The 22,818-nt window shown below is 54.4% G+C and carries 20 protein-coding genes; 14 read left to right on the plus strand and 6 right to left on the minus strand.

Annotation, left to right across the window (positions count from 1 at the left end; translation table 11 throughout):
• Window positions 1-386: 386 nt before the first annotated feature.
• The 3 genes from WKS99_RS12590 to WKS99_RS12600 form a co-directional block, all read right to left on the minus strand.
• A complete protein-coding gene (locus tag WKS99_RS12590) occupies window positions 387-1,649 on the minus strand; it encodes a sensor histidine kinase (RefSeq protein WP_147571126.1) in 1,263 nt (420 codons plus the stop codon).
• Window positions 1,646-2,320 (minus strand): response regulator transcription factor, encoded by a 675-nt coding sequence (locus WKS99_RS12595; RefSeq protein WP_147571125.1) that lies wholly within the window; start codon window positions 2,318-2,320, stop codon window positions 1,646-1,648. The genes WKS99_RS12590 and WKS99_RS12595 overlap by 4 nt, the downstream gene beginning before the upstream one ends.
• 98 nt (window positions 2,321-2,418) lie before the next feature.
• The gene (locus WKS99_RS12600; RefSeq protein ID WP_340406335.1) at window positions 2,419-2,928 is read right to left on the minus strand and encodes a hypothetical protein; all 510 of its coding nucleotides are present in this window, start codon (window positions 2,926-2,928) and stop codon (window positions 2,419-2,421) included.
• Between the two features lie 161 nt (window positions 2,929-3,089).
• On the opposite strand from WKS99_RS12600, the gene WKS99_RS12605 reads away from it, so the two are divergent.
• Genes WKS99_RS12605 through WKS99_RS12620 form a run of 4 tightly spaced genes read left to right on the plus strand, consistent with a single transcriptional unit; the run spans window position 3,090 to window position 7,780 of the window.
• Window positions 3,090-4,070, plus strand: a complete 981-nt coding sequence (locus WKS99_RS12605) for an ABC transporter ATP-binding protein (RefSeq protein WP_262669895.1) — start codon at window positions 3,090-3,092, stop codon at window positions 4,068-4,070.
• Window positions 4,067-4,930 carry an ABC transporter permease gene (locus tag WKS99_RS12610; RefSeq protein WP_147571122.1) on the plus strand — a complete coding sequence of 288 codons (864 nt, stop codon included), beginning with the start codon at window positions 4,067-4,069 and terminating at the stop codon, window positions 4,928-4,930. The genes WKS99_RS12605 and WKS99_RS12610 overlap by 4 nt, the downstream gene beginning before the upstream one ends.
• Complete coding sequence (locus WKS99_RS12615; protein WP_340406340.1) at window positions 4,930-6,384, plus strand: GldG family protein; 1,455 nt, start codon at window positions 4,930-4,932, stop codon at window positions 6,382-6,384. Before WKS99_RS12610 ends, WKS99_RS12615 begins: the two co-directional genes overlap by 1 nt.
• Window positions 6,371-7,780 (plus strand): DUF4340 domain-containing protein, encoded by a 1,410-nt coding sequence (locus tag WKS99_RS12620; RefSeq protein ID WP_340406342.1) that lies wholly within the window; start codon window positions 6,371-6,373, stop codon window positions 7,778-7,780. Before WKS99_RS12615 ends, WKS99_RS12620 begins: the two co-directional genes overlap by 14 nt.
• A 100-nt stretch (window positions 7,781-7,880) precedes the next feature.
• Here the strand turns inward: WKS99_RS12620 and proS are convergent, their stop codons facing one another.
• Entirely contained in the window at window positions 7,881-9,326 is a 1,446-nt protein-coding gene (proS, locus tag WKS99_RS12625; protein ID WP_340406344.1) for a proline--tRNA ligase, read from the minus strand.
• 185 nt (window positions 9,327-9,511) lie between these two features.
• Here proS and WKS99_RS12630 point away from each other — a divergent pair, with 185 nt between their 5' ends.
• From WKS99_RS12630 to WKS99_RS12640, 3 genes are all read left to right on the plus strand, one after another.
• Window positions 9,512-10,024, plus strand: coding sequence for a transcription repressor NadR (locus WKS99_RS12630; RefSeq protein ID WP_240286638.1), 513 nt, complete (start codon window positions 9,512-9,514; stop codon window positions 10,022-10,024).
• Between the two features lie 207 nt (window positions 10,025-10,231).
• A complete protein-coding gene (locus WKS99_RS12635) occupies window positions 10,232-11,647 on the plus strand; it encodes a GH25 family lysozyme (RefSeq protein WP_240286640.1) in 1,416 nt (471 codons plus the stop codon).
• A 122-nt stretch (window positions 11,648-11,769) separates the two neighbouring features.
• Window positions 11,770-12,828: a PTS transporter subunit IIC gene (locus WKS99_RS12640; protein ID WP_240286642.1), complete on the plus strand. Its 1,059-nt coding sequence runs from the start codon at window positions 11,770-11,772 to the stop codon at window positions 12,826-12,828.
• A 45-nt stretch (window positions 12,829-12,873) separates the two neighbouring features.
• On the opposite strand, the gene WKS99_RS12645 is transcribed toward WKS99_RS12640, so the two are convergent.
• Both WKS99_RS12645 and WKS99_RS12650 read right to left on the minus strand, forming a co-directional pair.
• Window positions 12,874-13,254, minus strand: a complete 381-nt coding sequence (locus WKS99_RS12645; protein ID WP_340406348.1) for a hypothetical protein — start codon at window positions 13,252-13,254, stop codon at window positions 12,874-12,876.
• Between the two features lie 778 nt (window positions 13,255-14,032).
• Window positions 14,033-14,923 carry a LysR family transcriptional regulator gene (locus WKS99_RS12650; protein ID WP_147571114.1) on the minus strand — a complete coding sequence of 297 codons (891 nt, stop codon included), beginning with the start codon at window positions 14,921-14,923 and terminating at the stop codon, window positions 14,033-14,035.
• Between the two features lie 267 nt (window positions 14,924-15,190).
• Here WKS99_RS12650 and WKS99_RS12655 point away from each other — a divergent pair, with 267 nt between their 5' ends.
• The 7 genes from WKS99_RS12655 (at window position 15,191) to WKS99_RS12685 (ending at window position 22,416) form a co-directional block, all read left to right on the plus strand.
• Entirely contained in the window at window positions 15,191-16,627 is a 1,437-nt protein-coding gene (locus tag WKS99_RS12655) for an aldehyde dehydrogenase family protein (RefSeq protein WP_186853166.1), read from the plus strand.
• Window positions 16,628-16,674: 47 nt separating this feature from the next.
• Complete coding sequence (locus tag WKS99_RS12660; protein WP_186853165.1) at window positions 16,675-17,490, plus strand: transketolase; 816 nt, start codon at window positions 16,675-16,677, stop codon at window positions 17,488-17,490.
• Window positions 17,491-17,512: 22 nt separating this feature from the next.
• Window positions 17,513-18,442: a transketolase family protein gene (locus tag WKS99_RS12665; RefSeq protein WP_186853164.1), complete on the plus strand. Its 930-nt coding sequence runs from the start codon at window positions 17,513-17,515 to the stop codon at window positions 18,440-18,442.
• A complete protein-coding gene (locus WKS99_RS12670; RefSeq protein ID WP_340406352.1) occupies window positions 18,433-19,515 on the plus strand; it encodes a TRAP transporter substrate-binding protein in 1,083 nt (360 codons plus the stop codon). The genes WKS99_RS12665 and WKS99_RS12670 overlap by 10 nt, the downstream gene beginning before the upstream one ends.
• Before the next feature lie 105 nt (window positions 19,516-19,620).
• Window positions 19,621-20,130, plus strand: a complete 510-nt coding sequence (locus tag WKS99_RS12675) for a TRAP transporter small permease (RefSeq protein WP_186853162.1) — start codon at window positions 19,621-19,623, stop codon at window positions 20,128-20,130.
• Window positions 20,130-21,428 carry a TRAP transporter large permease gene (locus WKS99_RS12680; RefSeq protein WP_186853161.1) on the plus strand — a complete coding sequence of 433 codons (1,299 nt, stop codon included), beginning with the start codon at window positions 20,130-20,132 and terminating at the stop codon, window positions 21,426-21,428. Before WKS99_RS12675 ends, WKS99_RS12680 begins: the two co-directional genes overlap by 1 nt.
• Before the next feature lie 31 nt (window positions 21,429-21,459).
• Entirely contained in the window at window positions 21,460-22,416 is a 957-nt protein-coding gene (locus tag WKS99_RS12685; RefSeq protein ID WP_340406355.1) for a hydroxymethylglutaryl-CoA lyase, read from the plus strand.
• Window positions 22,417-22,818: the final 402 nt, after the last annotated feature.

Raw genomic sequence — 22,818 nt, forward strand, 5'->3', positions numbered from 1 at the left:
GCCATGGCCGCTATTGCTCACCCTGACTTCCGGGAGGAACTGCTTCAATACGCTAAAGATAACTTCCATTGATAGAGAAGAACTATCGTGATCTCTAGGGGCAGCATCATAGCGTTTCGCATACTCCATGCATTTGTCGTCTTGATGCGGTCAAGATGCACATACCATGGAGGAGCTTGGTATTGCTGAAATGGAGAGGATATAAGTTATGTTTAGTGATAAAAATGGATGCCAACTGACTTGAGAAAGAAAACGTAAAATATGGCCTTCACGCCCTCCGATGTGGCCCTTGCCCCACCGGAGGGCGTGATACTGTTTCTGCGCCCTAAAATACATATGTCACGCATATCAAAGTCCCTGTTCCTTATGTCTCGGAGAGCAGATGCTCATCTATGTACTGCGCTTTTTCTAACCTTTGGAAACTGTGGGATCACGACAGAGAAAGTGACTTGGCCGTTTTCACAGCGGTTGGTAATCCGGCCGCGGTGCCGGGACACGATTGCCCTCGCAGTGGACAGGCCGATCCCATAGCCGCCGGTAGCGCGGGCGCGGGAGGAGTCCGCCCGGTAAAAGCGGTCGAACCAGCGGGGCAACTGGGCGGTATCCGCCCCCGCGCAGGGGTTGGAGACAGAGAGATATATATTCCGTCCCCGCTGGCCCAGGGAGAGACGGATCGTTCCCCCTGGATCACAGTATTTGACCGCGTTGTCCAGCAGAATGGAAAACAGACGAAACATATTTTCCTGCACCCCACGGAGCTCGACAGCGGGTGGGATGTGGGCCTCCAGGCGTTTGCCCTCCGCCTCTGCCAGCGGCTGAAAGCCTTCTGCGCTGGCCTGAGCCACCTCGCTGAGAGAAAAGGAGGTAACGGCGCTGTCCTCTATGGTTTCCTCTGTCCGGGCCAATTCCACCAAGTTTTTAATCAGCTTGTCCATCCGGGTAATCTGTGCCTGGGCGCTGTCGATCCACTTTTGTTCGGTATTCGGCTGACGCAGCAGCTCCACGTCCGCCGCCAGAATAGCCAGCGGCGTTTTCAGCTCATGGGAGGCGTCGGTGACAAACCGTTTCTGCCGCTCCAGATTCTCCACGAAGGGTCTCACCGCTCGTTTGGACAGTAGCATCAGCAGCAGAAAGACGATTACGGCGCAGGAGATGGCCACGATGACAGTGATACGGAGGGCGTTATAGGCGAACTGGAGCTGGAGAAAGCAGTCCAGCACGACAATAGTGCTTCCTCCATCCTCATGATGAAATATGCCATAGCGGTAGTAGTTGGCATAGCCCCGAGGCCGGTCAGAGGAGAGGATCTCGTTGATGCTCTCTACTACGGCCTGTCGGTCGACGGCGGCGATATGGTCGATATCGACGCCCCGTACTTCCTGGTCGGCGGTCAATTCCACGATGAAATAGCGGGTCTCGAAGGGAGTCTCCTGGGTAATGTGGAACCCAAAGGCCGCAGCCGGGTCGTGAGTCTCCGCCGGGGCAGGGAATACGCCGTCGTTCTCATAAAGCAGTGTGATGGCGCGGTCCGCCCGGCTCGTGGCGGTGTAGTGGGCGCCAAGGCCAATGGCAGTGCACAGGACGGCCAGCGTCCCCAGCAGAGAGAGCATGGCGATGAGGAGGAACCTCCGGCGCAAAGAGCGGATCATGAGATCTCCTCCAGCAGGTATCCCTGCCCACGGCGGGCTACGATGCGGACATTAGCGCCCAGAGACTCCAGCTTCCGCCGAAGATAGGAGATATAGGCCCAGACCACATTGATCTCCGCCTCGCTGTCATAGCCCCAGATCCGCTCCATGAACCGCTCTGTGGAGATGGGGCAACCGATATGACACATCAGAAGCTCAAGCATCTGGAATTCCTTGCTGCCCAGACGGATGGAGGAGGGACCGCGGCGCAGCTCGAAGGTGGTGCGGTCCAGGGTGATGTTCCCAGCGGAGAGCAGGTCGGGGGTGTACTCCGTGCCCCGGCGGGTCAGAGCCCGCACCCTGGCCGTAAACTCGCCGGGGTGAAAGGGCTTGGGGAGATAGTCGTCCGCACCGCTGTCCAATCCGGCGATCCGGTCGGCCACTTGACTTTTCGCGGTAAGTAGGAGTACAGGAGTTGAGATGCCCCGGTCCCGGAGTGCCCGGAGGACCTGGAGCCCATCCAGCTTCGGCATCATGATATCCAGGACCAGACAGTCGTAATTCCCGGTCAGCCCATAGTCCAAGGCGTCCTGCCCGTCATGGACGATATCCACCGCATAGTGCTCCCGACTCAAGAGAGCCTCCAGAACGTCTGTCATCTCTGTTTCATCATCGGCGACCAAGATCCGCATTCAGATCCCTCCTTTTGGGCAGAAAAGCCCAAAGTGATACGCTCCCCGGCTAAATTACCTCGATACGGAGCGGCCATCCCCCTGCGCATGCTGTCCAGTCAGGCGATGTCCCGGCCCAGGTCCAGATCACATTGGATGGAGCCATCGTCACAGAGGACAAAGAGCAGATCAACCGCTTCCGTGTCCTCTTTGACCACCACATACCCCGCCCCCTCCTGATCGGTAGAGGCGTCAATGACAGTGCCCTCGGAGAAGAAGATGGTGATGGTACCCAGAGGACCCGACTCCTTATCCAGAACGGTCACCTCCAGAGTCATTTTCCGCGGAAGGCCGGAAACCCGCAGCTCCCCCCACTCATCCAGGGGATATTCCGCGCTTTTGTCACCCGCGGAGAGCCGGATGGACTGCTCGGTCAGGGGACTGCCGTCCTCCCGCTGAAAGCTGGCGAGGATGGTAAGGCTTCCTTCCCCGGTGTCGCCGGAGGAAGCGAGGGGAGGCGCGGAGGATGAGGAGGAATGGTCTGCCTCTACTGTATCAGTACACCCTCCGGAAAACAAGAGCAAAAATGTGAACAACAAGACATATGCCGTGCGATAGATCGATTTCAATTTTTCATACCTCCTGTCAGCCCGCCGTGTAGGCGGGTTTCTGCCTGCCATTGTAAAAGTCAAACTCAAAATCTACTTAAAAAAGGTGGCGGACCTTTTTTAACTTGGTTTTAAGTTCTGTCTTTATAATGGCTCCATTGAAAGAAAAGGAGGAAACGTCCTTGATCGAGATCGAACATCTCACCAAACGATATGGGGATATCACCGCGGTTTCTGATCTAAGCATTAGGATCGAGAGCGGACAGATCTATGGATTCCTGGGGCCCAACGGAGCGGGGAAGTCTACTACGATGAACATGATGACCGGCTGCCTGTCAGCGACGGAGGGTCATGTGAGAATCGGAGGATACGACATTTTTGAGCAGCCGAATCAGGCCAAACGGCTCATTGGCTATCTTCCGGAGCAGCCGCCTCTGTATATGAACGAAACCCCGGAGGAGTACCTGCGTTTCGTGGGGGAGGCCAAAGGGCTGCATGGTCTGGAGCTGAAGAACCAAATAGAGGAGGTCATGGAGCAGACTGGAATAGAGCAGATGAGGGGCCGCCGGATCTCCGCTCTGTCCAAGGGCTACCGGCAGCGGGTGGGTATTGCCCAGGCGCTGCTGGGAAACCCGCAGGTCATTGTCCTGGATGAGCCCACGGTGGGGCTGGATCCGCTCCAAATCATTGAGATCCGCGACCTGATCCGTGAGCTGGGACGGACCCACACGGTGATCTTCAGCTCTCACATCCTTTCCGAGGTCCAGACCATCTGTGACCAGATCATCATGATCGCCCACGGAAAGCTGGTGGCCTTCGACACTCCGGAACACCTGGAGCGTACTCTGATGACGCCAAACGAGATCACCATCACGGCGGAGGCGCCCGAGGACGAGGTCAAGGCCGCCCTGTCTGGGGTTCCTGGAATCACGGACATCGACTGGAGAGAGGGAGAGCAGGGCTTGGTCACAGCCTGCATCCACACCGGGCTGGAGCGCATCCACGAGGCATCTAGGGCTATCTTTTTTGCCTTTGCCGACAGGAGAATCCCCCTGCTGGAGATGAGCCTGAAAAAAGCCAGCCTAGAGGACGTGTTCCTGGAGCTAACGGAGGCATCTCCTCATGATGAAAATGGAGCGGAAGGGGAGGTGGAGCAGGGATGATAGCAGTATGGAAACATGAGCTGAAGAACTATTTTCACTCGCTGACAGCCTATATCTTCGGCGCTTTTCTGTTGGCCTTTATTGGGTTGGGCGCTCTGCGCTACAACATTCAGGCCGCGGTCAGCAATTTTGAGTTCGTACTCAGCTATGGCTGCCTGATCTTCGTGGTCATCGTGCCTATCCTGACCATGCGGGTCATTGCGGAGGAGCGCAGACAAAAGACGGATCAGCTGCTTTACTCCCTGCCCATTACCACGGTGCAGGTGGTCCTGGGCAAGTATCTGGCTCTGCTGGTGGTCTATGCCGTCCCCCTGTGTCTGATCTCCCTGTACCCGCTGATCTTCTCCCAATACGGGGACGTATACCTGCCCACCTCCTACGGCTCTATCCTGGCCTTTTTGGTCCTGGGGGCCGCGCTGATCGCACTGGGGATGTTCCTCTCCTCCCTTACGGATAACCAGGGCTTTGCCGCCGGCATCGGCATTGCGGTCATCCTGTTCAACTATTATAGCGTGAGCCTGTCTGAGTATGTATCCTCCACCGCATTCGGGTCTATGGTGGCCATCTGTGTACTGATACTGGCCCTGTGGGGGATCATAAGATACCTCACCAAAAATGAGACGCTGGCTTACGGCGTCAGCTTTCTCCTTCTGGCGGTCACCGTGGTCGCCTATCAGATGGATGCGGCCTCCTTTGAGGGGCTGCTCCCCAAAATCATGACACAGCTGTCACTGTTCGAACGCTTCTATGTCTTTGTCAACGGAGTTTTCGATATGACAGCCATTGTCTACTATGCTGCTGTGATCGTATTTTTCCTGTTCCTGTCGGTCCAGTCCCTGGAGAAGAGGAGGTATAACTGATGCGCAAGCCAAAACTTTTCCAATCGGCCCCACAGAGAGAGGGAAACCAGAACGCCTTTCGGGGCGGCGCCTATTCCATTGTCGTCACCGCGGTGGTGCTGGCCATTCTGGTGGCAGTCAATGTCTTTGTCTCCGCCCTCCCCTCCAACCTGACCAAGTACGACATGAGCGCCACCAAGCTCTACTCCATCACCAGCAACACCAAGGTGGTGGTCAACGCGCTGGAGGAGGATGTAACGATCTACTGGGTGGTCCAGTCAGGAAAAGAGGACGACGTAATCGAAAACCTACTCAATAAGTATGAGAGCCTCTCTGACCATATCCAGGTCGTGAAAAAGAACCCGGACGTATTCCCCACCTTCGCCCAGCAGTACACCGACGAGACGGTGACTAACAACAGCCTGATCGTGGAGTGTGGGGATCGGAGCCGCTATATCAGCTACAACGATATCTATATCCAGGAGGCGGACATATACTCTTACTCCTACAATACCTCCTTTGACGGTGAGGGGGCCATCACCTCCGCCATCGACTATGTGACCGCGGAGGAGCTGCCCCAGCTCTATCTACTGGAGGGACACGGGGAGGCGGAGCTGCCCGCCACCTTCCAGGAACAGCTGGAGAAAGAAAACATCCAAGTCGATCCTCTCTCCCTGCTCACCGTGGACGCAGTGCCGGAGGATGCCGGCTGTGTCATGATCTACGGCCCGGATAGCGACCTGTCCCAGAAGGAGGTGGAGATGCTGGACGAGTATACCAGCGGCGGCGGCAAGCTGCTGGTCATGGCGGGCCCCACCCAGGAAGACCCTCTGGATGAGCTGTACGGGCTGATTGCCAGCTACGGTGTGACACCCAATGAGGGCGTAGTGGTGGAGGGCGACCGGGAGCACTACGCCTTCCAGGTCCCCTATATCCTGCTGCCCGACATGAACAGCCACGGGATTACCGATTCGCTGATCGAGGAGAATTACCTGGCCATCATGCCCATCGCCCAGGGACTGACGGTGTCGGCTGACGGGGAGGGGAGCGGGGTGACTTCCCTGCTCACCACCTCGGCCGCCTCCTTCAGCAAGGCCGCCGGTTATGACCTGGACACCTACGAGAAGGAGGAGGGGGATATCGACGGCCCCTTTGCTCTGGCGGTATCCATCGACTGTGGGAATAGAGGTCAGATCATCTGGTTTTCCTCCTCCGCGTTCCTGGATGATATGTACAACGCCTATTCCTCCGGGGCCAACGGGGACCTGGCGATGAACGCGGTGTCCTCTCTGATTGGAGAGAGCGAGGCCATGGCCATCCGGAGCAAATCCCTGAATTACAATTATCTGACTATCAACGACGCTGTGTCCTCTCTGCTTCAGGTGGTGATGATCGGCGTGTTCCCCCTGCTGTATCTGGGCATCGGGATCTGGGTGGTCTTGAAGAGGAGGCGTGCGCAAAATGTACCGGTCTAAACGGATCGTGATTTTACTAGCTGTCCTGGCGGTGTGCTGCGTTGCGGCATTTGCCGCCCTCCAGGTACAAGAGCGCCAGGAGCGGATTGAAACCAGCGGAGAGGTCGTCCTGGAGATCGACAGTGACGCGGTCCAGACCCTCTCCTGGACCTATGAGGGGGAGACACTGTCGTTTCACCGGGATGGGGACTGGCTCTATGATGGAGATGAGACGTTCCCCGTGGACGGAGAAAAGGTAGGCGAGCTGCTGGAGACGTTCCAATCCTTCGCGGCGGCCTTCGTCATTGAGGAGGTGGAGGATCCGAGCCAGTACGGCCTGGATGACCCAGTATGCACCATTACGCTGGGTACAGGTGAGAACAACTACGAGATACTGCTCGGCGACTTCAGCGCCATGGATTCCCAGCGATATGTGTCCATTGGGGATGGAAAGGTGTATCTGGCCGCCAGCGACCCCCTGGACCAGTTTGACGCGGGGCTCCGCGACATGATAAACCACGACGACATCCCGGAGCTGGATCAGGTGACCCGGCTGCGGTTTGACGGGGTGGAGAACTATACAGTCACCTATGAGGAGGACAACTCCGCAAGCTGGTGCGAGGAGGACATTTACTTTACCCAGCGGGATGGAAAGACGCTCCCGCTGGACACTGGGCGGGTAGAGGATTACCTGCATAATATCAGCTACTTGGCCCCCAACAACTATGTGACCTATCATGCTACTGAGGAGGAACTGGCCAGTTATGGCCTGGATGAGCCGGAGCTGACGGTGACCGTGGACTATACAGCCGAGGACAGGGCAGAGGAAAAGGCCTCCGGTACTCTTATACTCCACATCAGCCGGGACCCGGAGGAGCGCTTGGCCGCCCAGGAGGCGGCAGATACCGGGGAAACGGAGGAAGAGGAGACGATTACCGCCTATCTGCGAGTGGGAGATTCCCAGATCGTCTATCAAATTACGTCGGAGGATTACCAGGAGCTGATGGCCGCTTCCTACAATGACTTGCGGCACCAGGAGGTGCTGTCCGCCGACTTTGGGGATATCTGGCAGATCGAAGTTACTCTGGAGGGGGCCAGCCATACCCTTACCGCCCAGGGCGAGGGCGAGGACCGGACCTGGCTCTACCAGGGGGAGGAAGTGGATATCTCCGCGTTCCAGGAGGCGCTGGAGAGCCTGAGTGCCGACAGCTTTACTGACGAGCGGCCTTCCCAGCGGCAGGAGATTGCCCTGACCGTCTATCTGGACAACGACGCATTCCCGCAGGTGGCGGTGGAGCTGTACCGCTGGGACGGCGAGCACTGCCTGGCGGTGGTGGACGGGGAGCCGGTCTCCCTGGTGGCCCGTTCCGGGGCCGTGGACCTCATCGAGGCGGTCCAGGCCATCGTGCTGAACTGAAGCTCCGTCCGCCGGACAGACCGCGCCCCATGGGGCAAAAGGCATAAAACAGGGCCGCCGTTCTGAAAAACGGCGGCCCTGTTTTTCTGCATGCCAGCGATCAATAGGCCACGCCCCAGAGGATGGAGTGCTTGGCGGGCTTGCCGCAGCAGACGCATACGTCGCCCACCTTCTCCTGCTTCAAGGGCATACACCGGGAGCTGACCCCGGCCTGTTCCTTCATCTTCAGCTCGCAGTCCAGCTCGCCGCACCACATGGTTTTGGCGAAGCCGCCCTCAGACTCCATAAAGGCCTTGACATCCTCCAGGGTGTGGCACACCTTGGTGTGGTCCTCCAGGTTCTTCTGGGCCCGGGCAAATAGTCCGTCGTGGACCGAGTCCAGCAGCTCCTTCACCTTGTCCTCCAACTGAGCCAGGGGGACAAAGACCTTCTCCCCAGAGTCCCGGCGGCAGACGCAGCATTGGTCCTTCTCCATATCCTTGGGGCCGATTTCCACCCGCAGGGGCACGCCCTTCATCTCGTACTGGGCGGCCTTCCAGCCCATGGACTGGTCACTGTCGTCCAGGCCTGCCCGGATGCCGGCGGCCTTCAGCCGGTCCAGCAGGGCGTTGGCCGCCTCCAGCACGCCCTCCTTGTGCTGGGCTACGGGGATGACCATCGCCTGGATGGGGGCGACGCGGGGGGGCAGGACCAAACCGTTGTTGTCGCCATGGGTCATGATGATGCCGCCGATCATCCGGGTGGACACGCCCCAACTGGTCTGATGGGGGTAGTGGAGCTGGTTGTCCTTGCCGGTGAAGGTGATGTCAAAGGCACGGGCGAAGCCGTCGCCGAAGTAATGGCTGGTGCCCGCCTGAAGGGCCTTTCGGTCGTGCATCATGCACTCCACAGTGTAGGTCTCCTCGGCGCCGTTGAATTTCTCCTTGTCCGTCTTACGGCCCCGGACCACAGGCATGGCCAGCACATTCTCCATAAAGTCGGCGTATACGTTGAGCATCCGCATGGTCTCTTCCCGGGCTTCTTCCGGGGTGGCGTGCATGGTGTGGCCCTCCTGCCACAGGAACTCCCGGTGGCGCAGGAAGGGGCGGCTGGTCTTCTCCCAGCGTAGGACGGAGCACCACTGGTTATACAGCTTGGGCAGGTCCCGGTGGGAGTGGATGACATTTTTGTAGTGCTCACAGAACAGGGTTTCGGAGGTGGGACGGATGCAGTAGCGCTCCTCCAGCTTCTCGCTTCCCCCCATGGTCACCCAGGCGCACTCAGGAGCGAAGCCCTCCACATGGTCCTTCTCCTTCTGGAGCAGGGATTCGGGGATGAGCATGGGAAGATATACGTTTTCGTGCCCGGTCTCCTTGAAGCGCCGGTCCATCTCTCGCTGGATGTTCTCCCAGATAGCGTAGCCGTAGGGGCGGTAGATGAACATGCCCTTGATGGATGAGTAGTCGATCAGCTCCGCCTTTTTACACACGTCAGTGTACCACTGGGCGAAGTCTACCTCCATGTCGGTGATTTGTTCCACCTGCTTTTTGTTGGGGTTCTGAGCCATGTCGTTTCAGTCCTTTTATATCATGATATGAGATTGGAAGACTTATCTTGTCCATTGTATGGATTCCAAGCGGAAAAGTCAAGGTTTCCCGGAAAGTTCCCGGAAAAATCTGTGTCTGTGCCGTTGCGTACCTCTCCTCTCAGTGATATACTTACTGCATATGACAAGACAGGGGAGGGAGGGCTATGGACGCCCAGGAGAGAAGACAGGCCATTGCCCGACGGCTGGAGCGGGCCCGGAGCCCGGTCAGCGCCACTGCTCTGGCCAGAGAGTTTTCGGTCAGCCGTCAGATTATTGTAGGGGATGTGGCCATCTTGCGGGCCGGGGGCCAGGGAATCACCGCCACCCCAAGAGGCTATATGGTACAGAACGCGCCTTCCGGCCTGGTGCGGCAGATTGCTGTGAAGCACGACGGACAGGCCATGGAGGCGGAATTGAACGCCATGGTAGACCAGGGCTGCACGGTGCTGGACGTCATCGTGGACCATCCGATCTACGGCCAGCTCACCGGACCGCTCCAGCTATCCGACCGGTATCAGGTGGGGCAGTTCATCGCCCGGTGCCGGAGTCAGGCCGCTGCCCCCCTTTCCCAGCTAACCGAGGGGATCCACCTTCACACCCTGGCCTGCCCGGACCAGGGGGCCTATGAGCGGGTACGAGAGGCGCTGGCTTGGCAGGGCATCCTGCTGGAGCGGTGAGCTCCATCCAAAAGATACCATTGGCAGAGCCTGGCTCTGCCGTAGTATACTGAGACTGTCGAAAAGTGGCCGGAAATGACGGCCTCAAAATTTATTCCGCCGCCTGCGGGCACCGGAATTCCTTGCGGGAGGGCTCTTTCGACAAGCTGAGTATACTGCACCTAACCCAACACTCACCACACTCTACGACAGACAGAAAGGAACGCTATGAAACACAAGACTCTGAGATCCCTTGCCGCCGGCCTGCTGGCCATGGCCATGACCCTGCCTCTGCCCGCCTCGGCAGCCGGGACGAAGCTCTCCGACGTGCCCGAGAACTCCTGGTACACCGCCGCGGTGGAGTACTGCTGGGAGAAGGGGATGATGGAGGCCACCGACGCGCTGGAGTTCCTGCCGGAGGCTCCTCTAACCCGTGCCATGGTGGCCGCCGCCCTCTATCAGATCTATGACCGGCCCCAGGTGTCCCTGGAGCGGGAGGAGTTCGAGAGCGGGACGGAGGAGGACGAGGACCTGGACCAACAGGACCAGGCACTGACCAGTCCCTTCTCCGATGTGGACCTGGACGACCCCGATGCCGACGCCATCCTCTGGGCCTGGCAGGAGGGGCTAGTCACCGGCTATGATGACGGCCGGTTCGGTCCCGACGACAAGGTGACCCGGGAGCAGCTTGCTGTCATTCTCTGGCACACCTTGGGGGAGCCGCTGTCCCAGGTGGCCGCCCCCTTCGCGGACCGGAAATCCATCGCCAGCTGGTCCATCGACGCGGTAGAGTGGGCCTGGTCCGTGGGTCTCATCTCCGGCAAGCCGGGCAACCTGTTTGACCCCACCGGCACCGCTACCCGGGCCCAGGGGGCGGTCATCCTAATGAATTACGACCTGTCCTTCATCCATGTACCGGAAACGGAGCCTGGCCCCATTCCAAGCAACGACTATGACAGCGGCAGATTTGTGGTCAAGAACGGCTTTTTGACCTATACGGGGGACGCCCCCAGCTACATTGGGGTGGATGTGTCTTCTCACCAGAAGCAGATCGATTGGACCCAGGTGGCCGGTGCCGGGGTGGACTTCGCCATGATCCGGGCGGGTTACCGGGGCTATACTGTGGGCAGCATCAACAAGGACGCCTATTTTGACTACAACATCCAAAATGCCCTGAGGAACGGCCTGGAAGTGGGCGTTTACTTCTTCTCCCAGGCTACCACGGAGGAGGAGGCGCGGGAGGAGGCCCTCCAGCTTCTGGAGTGGATCGAGGGCTATGATATCACCTACCCCGTGGTCTTCGACTGGGAGGAGGTCAGTGATTCCGACTCCCGGACAAAGGACACCGACGGAGAAACGGTGACCAAATGCGCCAAAGTCTTCTGTGACATCATCGAGGAGGCCGGCTATATCCCCATGACCTACGGCAGCCCCTCCAAGATCTATGCTGGCGGCCTGGACCTGGCCCAGCTCCAGGACTGGCCCTTCTGGCTGGCCCACTACACCACCGGCTGGGTGCCCACCAGCTTCCGCTACCACTACCATATGTGGCAGTATTCTAGCAGCGGCACGGTCCCCGGCATCCCGGTAAAGGTGGATCTGAACCTGTGCCTCACTGATTGGTCGGACTGGGGAAAGAACTGAAGCCTGGATCCCCAGCCGGAGGAATTTTCTTGACAAACTGAGTTCACGCGCTATAATGGGCTGTACAGGTGTCTTGACACCTGTACAGCTTTTTTATTTTGTGTGGGAAAGGCGCGTTACGAATGAGAGAGTTTCTAAAACGGAAAAACATCGAGATATCCGCCAAACGGTACGGTATCGACGCCCTGGGGGCCATGGCCCAGGGCCTGTTCTGCTCCCTGCTCATCGGCACCATTATCAAGACCCTGGGCCAGCAGTTGTCCCTCTCCTTTTTGGTGGATGTGGGACAGTTTGCCTTTGATATGTCCGGTCCCGCTATGGCGGTGGCCATCGGTTACGCCCTGAAAGCCGATCCGATGGTCCTCTTTTCCCTGACTGCTGTGGGCTGGTCCGCCAACAAACTGGGTGGCGCGGGCGGCCCCCTGGCTGTTCTGTTCATTGCCATCATCGCCGCTGAGATTGGCAAAATGGTATCCAAAGAAACCAAGGTGGATATCCTGGTCACCCCCGCCGTCACCGTATTCGTAGGCGCGGGCCTGTCCCTGCTCATCGCCCCGCCCATCGGCGCCGCGGCCAAAGCTTTTGGTCAACTCATCCAGGACGCTACTGTTCTCCAGCCCTTCTGGATGGGGATTGTCGTAGCCGTACTGGTGGGGATTGCCCTCACTCTGCCCATCTCTTCCGCCGCTATTTGCGCCGCCTTTACCCTCACCGGCCTGGCCGGAGGCGCGGCGGTGGCCGGCTGCTGTGCCCAGATGGTGGGCTTTGCCGTCATGTCCTTTAAAGAGAACCGCTGGGGCGGTTTGATCAGCCAGGGCATCGGTACCTCTATGCTCCAGATGCCAAACATCGTGAAGAATCCCCGAATCTGGATTCCCCCCACGTTGGCCTCCGCCATCACCGGCCCCATCGCCACCTGTGTATTTCACCTCCAGATGAACGACCCCGCTGGCGGCGTGGCCTCTGGCATGGGGACCTGCGGTTTCGTGGGACAGATCGGCGTATGGTCGGGCTGGGTCAACGATGTGGCTCTAGGAGTTAAGGCGGCCATCACCCCCTTTGACTGGCTGGGTATGGCTCTGATCTGCTTTATTCTCCCTGCCATCCTGTCCTGGTTCTTCTGTGAGATGCTGCGGAAGATCGGCTGGATCCGCGAGGGAGACCTGGTATTGCCTCAGTGATGGCAAAAAAAGAGGGCAGGCCCCGGTGGGGCCTGCCCTCTTTTTTTAAAATGTAGCTGGCAGCCAGCCCAGTTCCTTCAGCTGGCCCAGCGTATCCACTGGGAGATTGGAGGCAGTGCCACGCTCCAGGCGGAAGCACCAATAGGCCCGTGAGCGGGCAGGATAGCTCTCCTGAATGTCAGAACAGAGGAATAGTACCGTGTCTCCATCCCTTGATCCATGGAACAGGTTCCCGGTTCTAGAGCGGTCTCCCAAAATGATGGGATCACCGTGCCGGTCAATCATAATATGAGAACCGTCACCAGCTTGGAGATACTGACCCCATATCAGGTTCCAGCCTGTGGCCTGCAAAACGCCAACCGCGGCAATCCCCAGACAGGCCAGTACCAGCAGGGAAGCCAGCAAACCTTTCAGCGCCCTTTTCAATGTTCTTTCCTCCTCTACGCAGGAATACCATCTGTTTTATTAGACGAAAATAGAAGGGGTTTGTTTCACGCTAAGAAAAATTTTTCCATTAAAAGGCTGCGTGACTGTTGTGACTCCCTTAGTTGGGATAACTTCTTAGGTATCTGGAGCCCCGACAGATATTACATCAGAAGTATCTACAAGGTTTTTCCGTCTATGCGGGTTCTGCTATGCTTTGTGTCTCATCCGGCACTATCTTATCCAGGATATACACGACCGGATGTGATGGGCCGTGCAGTCCTTGCGTCTGTCCGTATCCACATTGTCATGAATGGCGGTGTATCGGACGCCGAATATGGAGACCTTTCCCCAATGTTCAGTGGGTTTCAGCCCAGGCGGTTAAACGAATCTGGAGTATCCATCATCCACACAGAACTTCGGATTGGGTAAGTAGCGTTCAGCGGCGTACTGCTCCAGTATTTTCTTTTGGAATACAGGTTTTCAGCTTGCCCTTCGGAGCTTTGTGGGCCTAGGTGGAAACGCAGACGCTACCCGGATGACTCTGTTGTGGGACATTTGTGCCTCAGTGAGTTGGATTCCTGCGTTGACGTTTTGCGTTCAAGATGATCCGGTTTGCAAATGGATCCTCCTTCTGAACATTTAATAAACCTTAATACAGAAAGAGGACTTTCGGCAACATTGCCGAAAGTCCTCTTTTTCCTCAGACGGAGATAGAGAGTGCCATCTTTCCGTGACTCGTCGAAAAAATCTGCCCGCAGGCGGCATAGGGGTCAGAATATCAAGTGTTGAGCGCGCAATTTTGAATGATATAATCGCGCACCTTCTGGGCGGCAGGAGAGATGGGATGGATCTTAGGATAGGTAAGGTAAATGGTACGCACGAACTCCTTCTCCTGATCAGAAATAGGAACGATATAGACCTTATCCGTATCCATGGCCGGTACCTGCGGCAATACGGACACGCCAAATCCCAACCCGACATACTGCAACGCGGCATTGCACTCCCGCACTTCAAACACAATATTAGGAATGATCCCATGCTGAGAAAAGACCTGATCCATATTGGACCGCAGGTTGCTGCTGTGTTCCAGCATAATCTGCGGCTCGTGAGCAAAATCATCAAAGGAAACAAAACTGTGGCCGGAAAGAGGATGGTTGGCGGGGACTGCCAGATAAAGTGGCTGACGGATAACCCCTACCGACTCCGCCCACTCGGCCTGATGAAGGCTGAATCCCAGATCCAGTGCGCCAGAACGGATCTGGTTCAGGATATCATAGGAAGCGCTTTCTGTAAAATGAAAGCGAATCTGGCGGTTTTCCTCCTGCTGATAAAATCCGTCCACCAGAGCGGGGATCATGGAGGCGGAAACGCTGTGAAAATATCCTAATCGGACAATCTGGGGGGCGTTGTTGGCCATCTGCCGCAGCACATTAGAACCGTCCTGCAGAAGAGTAAGAGCTTGCTCCACATAGGGAAGAAACTGCTGCCCATAGACTGTCTGAGTAACCTTCCGGTTTTCCTTCTGGAACAGCTTGACCCCCAATTCCTTCTCCAACTCATTGATGGCGTAACTCAAGCTGGGCTGAGAAATACACAACTGCTCAGCAGTGCGTGTATAGTGCAGGTTGTGTGACAAAACCTGAAAATATTGCAGCTGGAGCAGCGTCATAGTAACCCACCTTTCTATAAAAAGAATCTATTAATACATAAAGAATATTGGATAGATGGGAAATTGTCAAGCTTGGATCAGGCAAAGAGTAGTTAAAGATCACTGGTGTTGGGACTGCTCCTGACAGGCAGAGGTGAAATAATTATAGATTTTTCTCTATAAATCCAATTCAAAACAAGTATTAGACATAAGGTTGTGCTAAATGTTAAATTTAGGTTAGATAAAAGAGTTATTTACAGCAAAATTATCAAAGGAGTGTTGAATACTATGGCAAAAGAGATCACTACAGAACAGATTGAAATGTTGGAAGAAATGGTTGCCAGAGCCCGTAAGGCTGCGGCAATCATTGAGACTTACGATCAGGACAGAGTAGATCACCTGTGCCAGGCAGTTGCGGCGGCTCTTTATGATCTGAAGGTCTGGGCGCAGCTCAGCGATGAGGCCGTGGATGAGACCAACTTGGGCGATAAGGTGACGAAGCGCAACAAACGCAACAAGCTGAAGCTGATCCTGCGCGACTGTATGCGGAGCAGAAGCGTCGGCGCTATTGAAGAAATCCCGGAGAAGGGGCTGGTCAAATATGCCAAGCCAGTGGGGGTAATTGCCTCTCTGGTACCTACTACCAATCCTTGTCTGACACCTGCCGGCCAGGTAATCTACGCTATCAAGGCACGAGACGTTATCATCTGCAGCCCTCATCCACGGGCCAAAGTGGTGACCAACAAGTGTATTGACATCATTCGTGAAGTCCTGCTCCGTGAGGGTGCCCCCGCCGACATCATCCAGGGTATTCAGCAACCCTCTATCGCTCTGACTCAGGAACTGATGAAACGCTGCGATTTGGTTATCGCCACCGGTGGCCGGCCCATGGTCAAGTCCGCTTACTCCTCCGGCACGCCCGCCTATGGATCCGGTGCGGGCAATGCTACTGTGATTATCGATAATACTGCTGATACTCCTGAACGCCAGCGTGAGGCAGCGCAGAACACCCGCATCTCCAAGACCTCTGATTTCGGTTCCGGTTGTTCCTGTGACGGAAACCTGGTCATCCACGAATCTATCTATGACAAAATGGTAGACGCGCTTAAGGCCGAGGGCGGCTATCTAGCTAACGAAGAAGAGGCGGAGAAGCTCAAGAGTGTCATGTGGGACGAGATGGGGCACCGACTTCCCGGCACTGTGGCCATCAGCCCTCAGAAGCTGGCTGAGGCTGCCGGGTTTGAGATCCCCGAGGACCGGAAATTTATTATGGTCACGGGTGGTGGTATTGATCAGATTGGCAAAGAATACTTCTTCTCCTCTGAGAAGCTGACCACTCTGCTGGCTTTGTTCAAGTATGAGGGAGAGTTTGAAAATGCCCTGGACATGATGCGGGCCATCTTCGAAGTAGGCGGCAAGGGCCACTCCTGCGGTATTTACTCTTGGGATGACGGCCACATTGACCGTCTGGGTAAGGCGGCCCCTGTCTCCCGCATCATGGTGCGCCAGCCCAATAACAAAGGTAATGCCGGATCCGCCACCAACGGTATGCCTCCCACGTCCTCCATGGGCTGCGGGACCTGGGGCGGCAACATCGTTTCCGAGAACATTGCCCTGAAACACTATATGAATACCACTTGGGTGGCCCGTCCTATCCCCGAGGATATGCCCTCTCTTCAGGAGCTGTTCGGTAAATTTTATAAAGATGGCATGGATGAGGAGTGATCCGACTATTTTCCTGTGGTCATCTAACTGTTGAAAGGAGCTTTGTGATGCAACATAGTATTCAGGAGCTGACTGAACTGGCGAAGGAGGCTCGTCGGACCACAATGGAAATGATTGCTAGCCTGGGGAAAGGTCATGTTGGCGGCGCATTGGATATTGTGGACGTACTTACTGTACTCTATTATGAGGAAATGAATATCGATCCGAAAAATCCCCAAATGCCTGGGAGAGACCGCTTTGTGCTTTCTAAAGGACATGGAGGTCCCGGAGTTTATTCCATTCTGGCCATGAAGGGTTATTTTGATCGGAAGGAAATATATACCCTGAATAAGCCAGGTACTATGCTACCCAGTCATTGTGACCGGCTTTTGACTCCTGGAATTGATATGACCACCGGCTCTCTGGGGCAAGGCCTATCTGCCGCCGTAGGCATGGCGCTGGCTGACCGAATCGATGGGAACGGCGCCAGAGTGTATTGTATCATTGGTGACGGCGAAAGTCAGGAAGGCCAGATCTGGGAGGCTGGTATGTATGCAGCACAGGCCAAACTAGGCTCATTGACCTGCTTTCTAGACCTGAACGGCCAACAGATTGACGCCCCGGTAGATGAGGTCAACTCCATGATTGATGCGGCAGCTAAGTGGCGCGCATTTGGCTGGAACGTTCAGGAAATCGACGGCCATAACCTCCAGGCCATCTATGACGCTATTGAGCAGGCAAAAACCTGTATGGACAAGCCCAATATGATTGTGCTCCACACCATAAAAGGAAAAGGCTGGAAAAAAATAGAGGGGACGACCAAGTCCCATAGTATGCCGGTGACTGCGGAAGATCTAAAAGATGCTCTGCAGGACCTGCAGTAAACGGTGATCAGGAGGTGAAATCATGGAAAGCAAAGTTGAAATGAGAAAAATTTTTTGCGATACCCTGATCGACTTGGCAAAAGCGGATGAACGCATCTGTATCGTCAACTCAGATTCCCGACAGATCTCCGGTACACGGGACTTTGAACAGGCCTATCCTGACCGTGCGTTTAATGTAGGAATTGCGGAAGCCAACATGGTGGGCGTGGCGGCCGGGCTGGCTGTCAGTGGAAAACGTCCATTTGTCCATGCGTTTGGTCCCTTTATGACGCGCAGGGTTTTGGATCAATTGACGATTTCTCTGGCGTATAGTAAACTGAATGCGGTTTTGGTAGGCCTGTCTCCCGGAATTGTCGCTGAAATTAATGGCGGGACCCATCAGAGCTACGACGATATTGCCGCTGTACGAGGAATCGCAAATACTACCATTGTGGAGCCCTTTGATGGTATGCAGCTTCGTCAGATGATTCCAGCCCTATTGGATCTGGACGGCCCGGTGTATCTTCGCTATGACCGGGCTGTGGCTCCTTGTTTTTACGGTGATGACTACCGCTATCAGCTTGGTAGGGCTGATATACTGCGTAAGGGCAGTGATGTCACTCTGATTTCTTCCGGTATTATGCTGACTCAGTGCCTGGAAGCGGCCCAAATTCTGAAGGAGAATGGGATTGAGGCACGGGTTCTAAATATGCATACCATTAAGCCGATAGATCAGGAGGCAATCATTCAGGCTGCCCGCGAAACTAGAGGGATCATTACAGTGGAAAACCACAATATTATCGGTGGCCTGGGAAGCGCGGTAGCTGAGGTACTGGCGGAAAACTATCCGGCCCCTATGCGCCGCATTGGCATTCGGGACCGGTTTGGTGAGGTGGGCAATCGTGCTTACCTTCGCCAGTGCCTTGGAATTGACACTGGAGACATCGTAAAAGCGGCAATGGAATGGAAGTAATCAAAAGATATGCGATAGAAAGGAGCGCAAAAATGAAAAAAACTATAAGCGCAATGTTAGCAGCTGTCCTTCTACTGTCACTGACAGCCTGCGGAGGTAACAACAATAACAGCGATAACAATTCATCCTCTGCTATCAATGCGGATGGAAGCCGTGAAACCTATGTGACGTTCAAGGTTGGTACCAGCCACAATGCGGAATCTTTTTTCTATGCTGGCTTGGCTGAGTTTGAACGGCTGGTTGAGGAGAATACCAAGGGGGCGGTTCAGGTCGAGGTCTTTGCTGATGAGGCTCTGGGCACCGAGGGTGAGATGGCTGAGGGTGTGGCCATGGGCACAGTAGACGCTTGTCTGGTAGGCTCCAGCTCAGTAGCAAAACTGGATTCTAATTTTAATGTGTTTAGCTTGCCTTATCTTTTTATTGACAGTGACCATGTAGACGCTGTCTTTGCAGGTGAACCAGGGCAGCTTTTCCGAGACAATATCTGGAACAGCAATCATGTTATGATCCTAGATTACTGGGATTCCGGCTTCCGTCATTACTCAACTAACAAGGGAGAAATCAATGGTCCCGAGGATATGGCTGGACAGCTGATTCGTATTCCTGATAACCCCATTCAGGCTGCCACAGCTGCCGCTCTGGGTGCGTCTACTTCTACGTTGGGCTATAAAGAAGTCTATCTGGCTTGTTCCAACAATACTGTAGACGGTCAGGAAGGCCCTATTTTTGCTTTCTGTGATGATAACTTTTACGAAGTGCAGAAGTATATGGTTCTGGATGGCCACATTTACACAGTTATGGGCCTGCTGATGAATGGAAATGTCTGGGAAAAGTTGACCGATGAGGACCAAGAAATTGTAATGCAGGCTGCAAAGGACGCAGGCCTGGTGGAAAAGAATGGAATTCGCCAGAGCGAGGCTGAACAGATTGAGTTTTTAAAGGAAAAGGGAATGACAATTAATGAGAACCCCGATAAAGAGGCTTGGCGTGTGGCAACTGCCAGTGTATATGATCAGTTCGCTGATACCTATGGCGCAGATCTGATTGACCAAATCAAGAACTTCCAGTATTAATGTGTGCTCCTTTCTTCCAGATTGCGGAGCTTCTGGTTCAGGCCAGAAGCTCCGCGGTTCCCAATGTTAGAATTGAAAATCAATAAGATCGAAAGGAGATATTTTATGCATTCGTTCAACCGAAAACTACAAAAAATCTCCCGCGGCATTTATAAGGTTTTTTTTGTCTTTGCTACAGTTAGTTTTGCCGTACTGCTTGTAATTCTCCTAATCAATGTATTTTCTAGAAACTTTCTCAACGGTGCGGTCGCGTCTATTGAAGAAGGAAGTAGATTTATTTTTACATGGATCATGTTTCTGGGAATTGCCATCGGTGTGTACCGGAAAAAGCATCTAGGTGTGGAATTTCTGGTGGAAAAATATCCGCCCAAGCTGAAACGGGCTTTTTCCATAATCAGTGAGATTTTGACTATTCTGCTGTTTCTGGTATTGACCATTTATGGTTTTAAGTACTCTGCCAGTACCATGAGAATGTATTCTCCAATTATGTCTATCCCTTATGGATTGGTTTATCTCTGTATTCCTCTGTGTGGCGCATTCAGCTTATTTTATAGTATTGCCGGGATCATAAACGACCTGTATGGTGACGAGGAGAAGGGGGAGGGCAGCAAATAATGGTTTCTACCCTGTTGATTTTGATGATTGTTCTCTTCCTGATCCTAGTCATCTTTACTGGTACTCCCATTGCGGTAGCTTTGGGGCTGTCCGCAATCGCTGAACTGGTTATGCAGGGAGAGGTCCCGCTGATGATTGCGCCCCAGCGTATCTTTAACGGCGTAAATAGTGTGACACTGATGGGCATTCCCTTCTTTATGCTGGTGGGCTCTATTATGGAGCGCAGTGGAATTACCCAAAAACTGATTGATTTTGCCAACTCGCTGGTTGGCTGGCTGCGCGGTGGCCTGTGCTATGTAGGTGTTCTTACCGGCATCCTGATGGGCGGTATTTCCGGGTCCGCTCCCGCCGATACCGCGGCTTTGAGTTCTATTATGGTGCCGAGTATGGAGCGCAGCGGCTATCCAAGAGAATACTCCGCGGCCCTGATGGCCAGTTCTGGTACGCTAGGAATCATTATTCCCCCCAGTATGCCCATGATTGTATTGGCCAGTATTACTGGTATTTCAGTTGGGAAACTATTTCTAGGTGGTATTATCCCCGGTATCATGATTGGTGTTTCTTTTATGCTGGTCTGCGGGATTACCTGCTATGTACGCGGCTATGATAAAAACCACTGCAACCATTTCTCTGTTACCCAGGTTCTGAAGACGTTGCGGCATGCCCTGCTTCCGATTTTCGCTCCGGTCATTATCGTAGGTGGCATCCTGACTGGCATTGTAACCGCTACTGAATCTGCCATCACAGCAGTGGCTTATACCTTGATTGTTGCGATGGTGGTCTATCGGACTATCAGGATAAAGGACCTCCCAGAGATGTTTGTGGAATCAATAATTGGTGCCTCAAATGTCATGTTTATCATTGGCACATCCAGCCTCTTTGCTTGGATTTTGCAGAGCAATAACTTCCAGCAAGTTATTTTAAATCTGTTCGGTGATTCGGTCAGCAATAAAATCTGGGTCATGTTTATTGTCAACTTGGTGTTCTTTATCGGGGGGTTCTTTCTGGAGGGCACCGCCATGCAGATTATGTTTATCCCTGTTCTACTGCCCATTGTTCAGGCAGCCGGAATTGATACAGTTGCCTTTGGTGTTACCGTAATCTGCAATATAGCCGTAGGCAACCTGACTCCTCCCGTCGGCGTTTGTCTGTATGTAGCGGCCAATTCCTCTAACGCCAAGGTAGAGGGGATTATCCGCGAAATTATCCCGTTTGTCCTAATTACGCTGGTCGATGTTGCCATTTTGGTTGTGTTCCCGCAGCTGATTACATTTATTCCTAATATGATGAACGGATAAAAACAACGATACAGGATAAGGAAGGGTTTCTATGCCATTGAATCTGGTGGAAGAAATCAAAATTTGTGAAGTTGGACCTCGCGACGGCCTGCAAAATGAAAAGAGGATTTTGACCACAGAGGAAAAGTTAGTGCTGATCGAAGGTGTTGTACAAGCAGGTTTCTCCGTAATTGAAGTGGGATCCTTTATGAGCCCTAAAGCGGTCCCTCAGATGGCCAATACCGATGAGGTATTTCAAAATTTGAAGCGCAAAGAAGGTGTGGAGTACCGCGCGTTGGTCGCTAATTTAAAAGGTGTGGAGCGGGCCGCCGCCTGCGGTTGCAAAAAGGTCAAGCTGAATGTCTCCGCCAGTAAAGCGCACAATCTGGCCAACCTAAATCGGACTCCGGCGGAGACAGTGGAGGGTTTCTACGGCTGTATGGACGCGGCAAGGTCTGTGGGAATTGAGGTCTCCGGCTCGATCTCTATGGCCTTCGGCTCCCCTTGGGACCGGGAGATCCCTCTGTCCGACGTAAAGGAAATTGTGGACGCCTATCTGGCCGTGGGCGTGACGGAGATCTCCCTGTCCGACGCCTCTGGTCAGGCTTACCCCACACAGGTATATCAAATCTGTACCGATATGGCAAAGACCTATCCCCAGGTAGCCTGGTGGCTCCACTTCCACAATACCCGGGGGCTGGGGATCGCCAACATCATGGCTGGAATGCAGGCGGGCTTCACCCGGTACGATTCCGCTTTTGCAGGCGTGGGCGGCTGCCCCTTTGTGCCGGGTGCAGCAGGCAACGTGGCTACGGAAGACGTGGTCCACATGTGCGATGAAATAGGGATTAAAACCGGCGTGGATTTGGATCAGGCTATGAAGGTCAGCCGCCAGCTCATCCAACTGCTGAACCATGGAACCGACAGCTATCTGCTGCGGGCCGGAAAGTCCAGTGATCTGATTTCTGAACTGCCCACTGGACAGCTTAGAAATCAGACATTAAAATAAAACAAAAGTGTTCCGGCTGAGACAGAATGCTTTTGGGTTATTCAAGCGAAAGGGAACGATATGAGAAAGCGATTTTATCGGAAAAGCCCCTCTCCTGCCGCGCAAGCCATTGCAGGCTGTACAGTGAGTGTAGCAGGCATTTGCGCCGGGTTGTTCTATTTTATCCCTATCCATGAGGGTATAGGTACCTTGTGGACTATGTTCTGCGCGGTAATTGTGGGTATCTATTATGCGCGCTATACTCGGATTTGGAAAAGCACTTCGAAGAAAAAAGAGTAATATACAGATCGACACCAACCCCTAAGTGTTCTTATCTGCTCTATATGACAGACAAAATATTTAAAAGAGGGTTGAATTTCTACTAGAAGAATGAGATCAGTAGTTTGAATTCCCACATTAATA

Origin of the sequence: Flintibacter sp. HCN-6482, from assembly GCF_037892565.1 — a bacterium.
GTDB classification, from domain to species: domain Bacteria; phylum Bacillota; class Clostridia; order Oscillospirales; family Oscillospiraceae; genus Lawsonibacter; species Lawsonibacter aceti.

Coding starts and splice junctions, on each gene's coding strand:
- WKS99_RS12590 (WP_147571126.1), bottom strand. CDS start 1,649: ATGATCCGCTCTTTGCGCCGGAGGTTCCTCCTCATCGCCATGCTCTCT.
- WKS99_RS12595 (WP_147571125.1), bottom strand. CDS start 2,320: ATGCGGATCTTGGTCGCCGATGATGAAACAGAGATGACAGACGTTCTG.
- WKS99_RS12610 (WP_147571122.1), top strand. CDS start 4,067: ATGATAGCAGTATGGAAACATGAGCTGAAGAACTATTTTCACTCGCTG.
- WKS99_RS12615 (WP_340406340.1), top strand. CDS start 4,930: ATGCGCAAGCCAAAACTTTTCCAATCGGCCCCACAGAGAGAGGGAAAC.
- WKS99_RS12620 (WP_340406342.1), top strand. CDS start 6,371: ATGTACCGGTCTAAACGGATCGTGATTTTACTAGCTGTCCTGGCGGTG.
- proS (WP_340406344.1), bottom strand. CDS start 9,326: ATGGCTCAGAACCCCAACAAAAAGCAGGTGGAACAAATCACCGACATG.
- WKS99_RS12630 (WP_240286638.1), top strand. CDS start 9,512: ATGGACGCCCAGGAGAGAAGACAGGCCATTGCCCGACGGCTGGAGCGG.
- WKS99_RS12635 (WP_240286640.1), top strand. CDS start 10,232: ATGAAACACAAGACTCTGAGATCCCTTGCCGCCGGCCTGCTGGCCATG.
- WKS99_RS12640 (WP_240286642.1), top strand. CDS start 11,770: ATGAGAGAGTTTCTAAAACGGAAAAACATCGAGATATCCGCCAAACGG.
- WKS99_RS12650 (WP_147571114.1), bottom strand. CDS start 14,923: ATGACGCTGCTCCAGCTGCAATATTTTCAGGTTTTGTCACACAACCTG.
- WKS99_RS12655 (WP_186853166.1), top strand. CDS start 15,191: ATGGCAAAAGAGATCACTACAGAACAGATTGAAATGTTGGAAGAAATG.
- WKS99_RS12660 (WP_186853165.1), top strand. CDS start 16,675: ATGCAACATAGTATTCAGGAGCTGACTGAACTGGCGAAGGAGGCTCGT.
- WKS99_RS12665 (WP_186853164.1), top strand. CDS start 17,513: ATGGAAAGCAAAGTTGAAATGAGAAAAATTTTTTGCGATACCCTGATC.
- WKS99_RS12670 (WP_340406352.1), top strand. CDS start 18,433: ATGGAAGTAATCAAAAGATATGCGATAGAAAGGAGCGCAAAAATGAAA.
- WKS99_RS12675 (WP_186853162.1), top strand. CDS start 19,621: ATGCATTCGTTCAACCGAAAACTACAAAAAATCTCCCGCGGCATTTAT.
- WKS99_RS12680 (WP_186853161.1), top strand. CDS start 20,130: ATGGTTTCTACCCTGTTGATTTTGATGATTGTTCTCTTCCTGATCCTA.
- WKS99_RS12685 (WP_340406355.1), top strand. CDS start 21,460: ATGCCATTGAATCTGGTGGAAGAAATCAAAATTTGTGAAGTTGGACCT.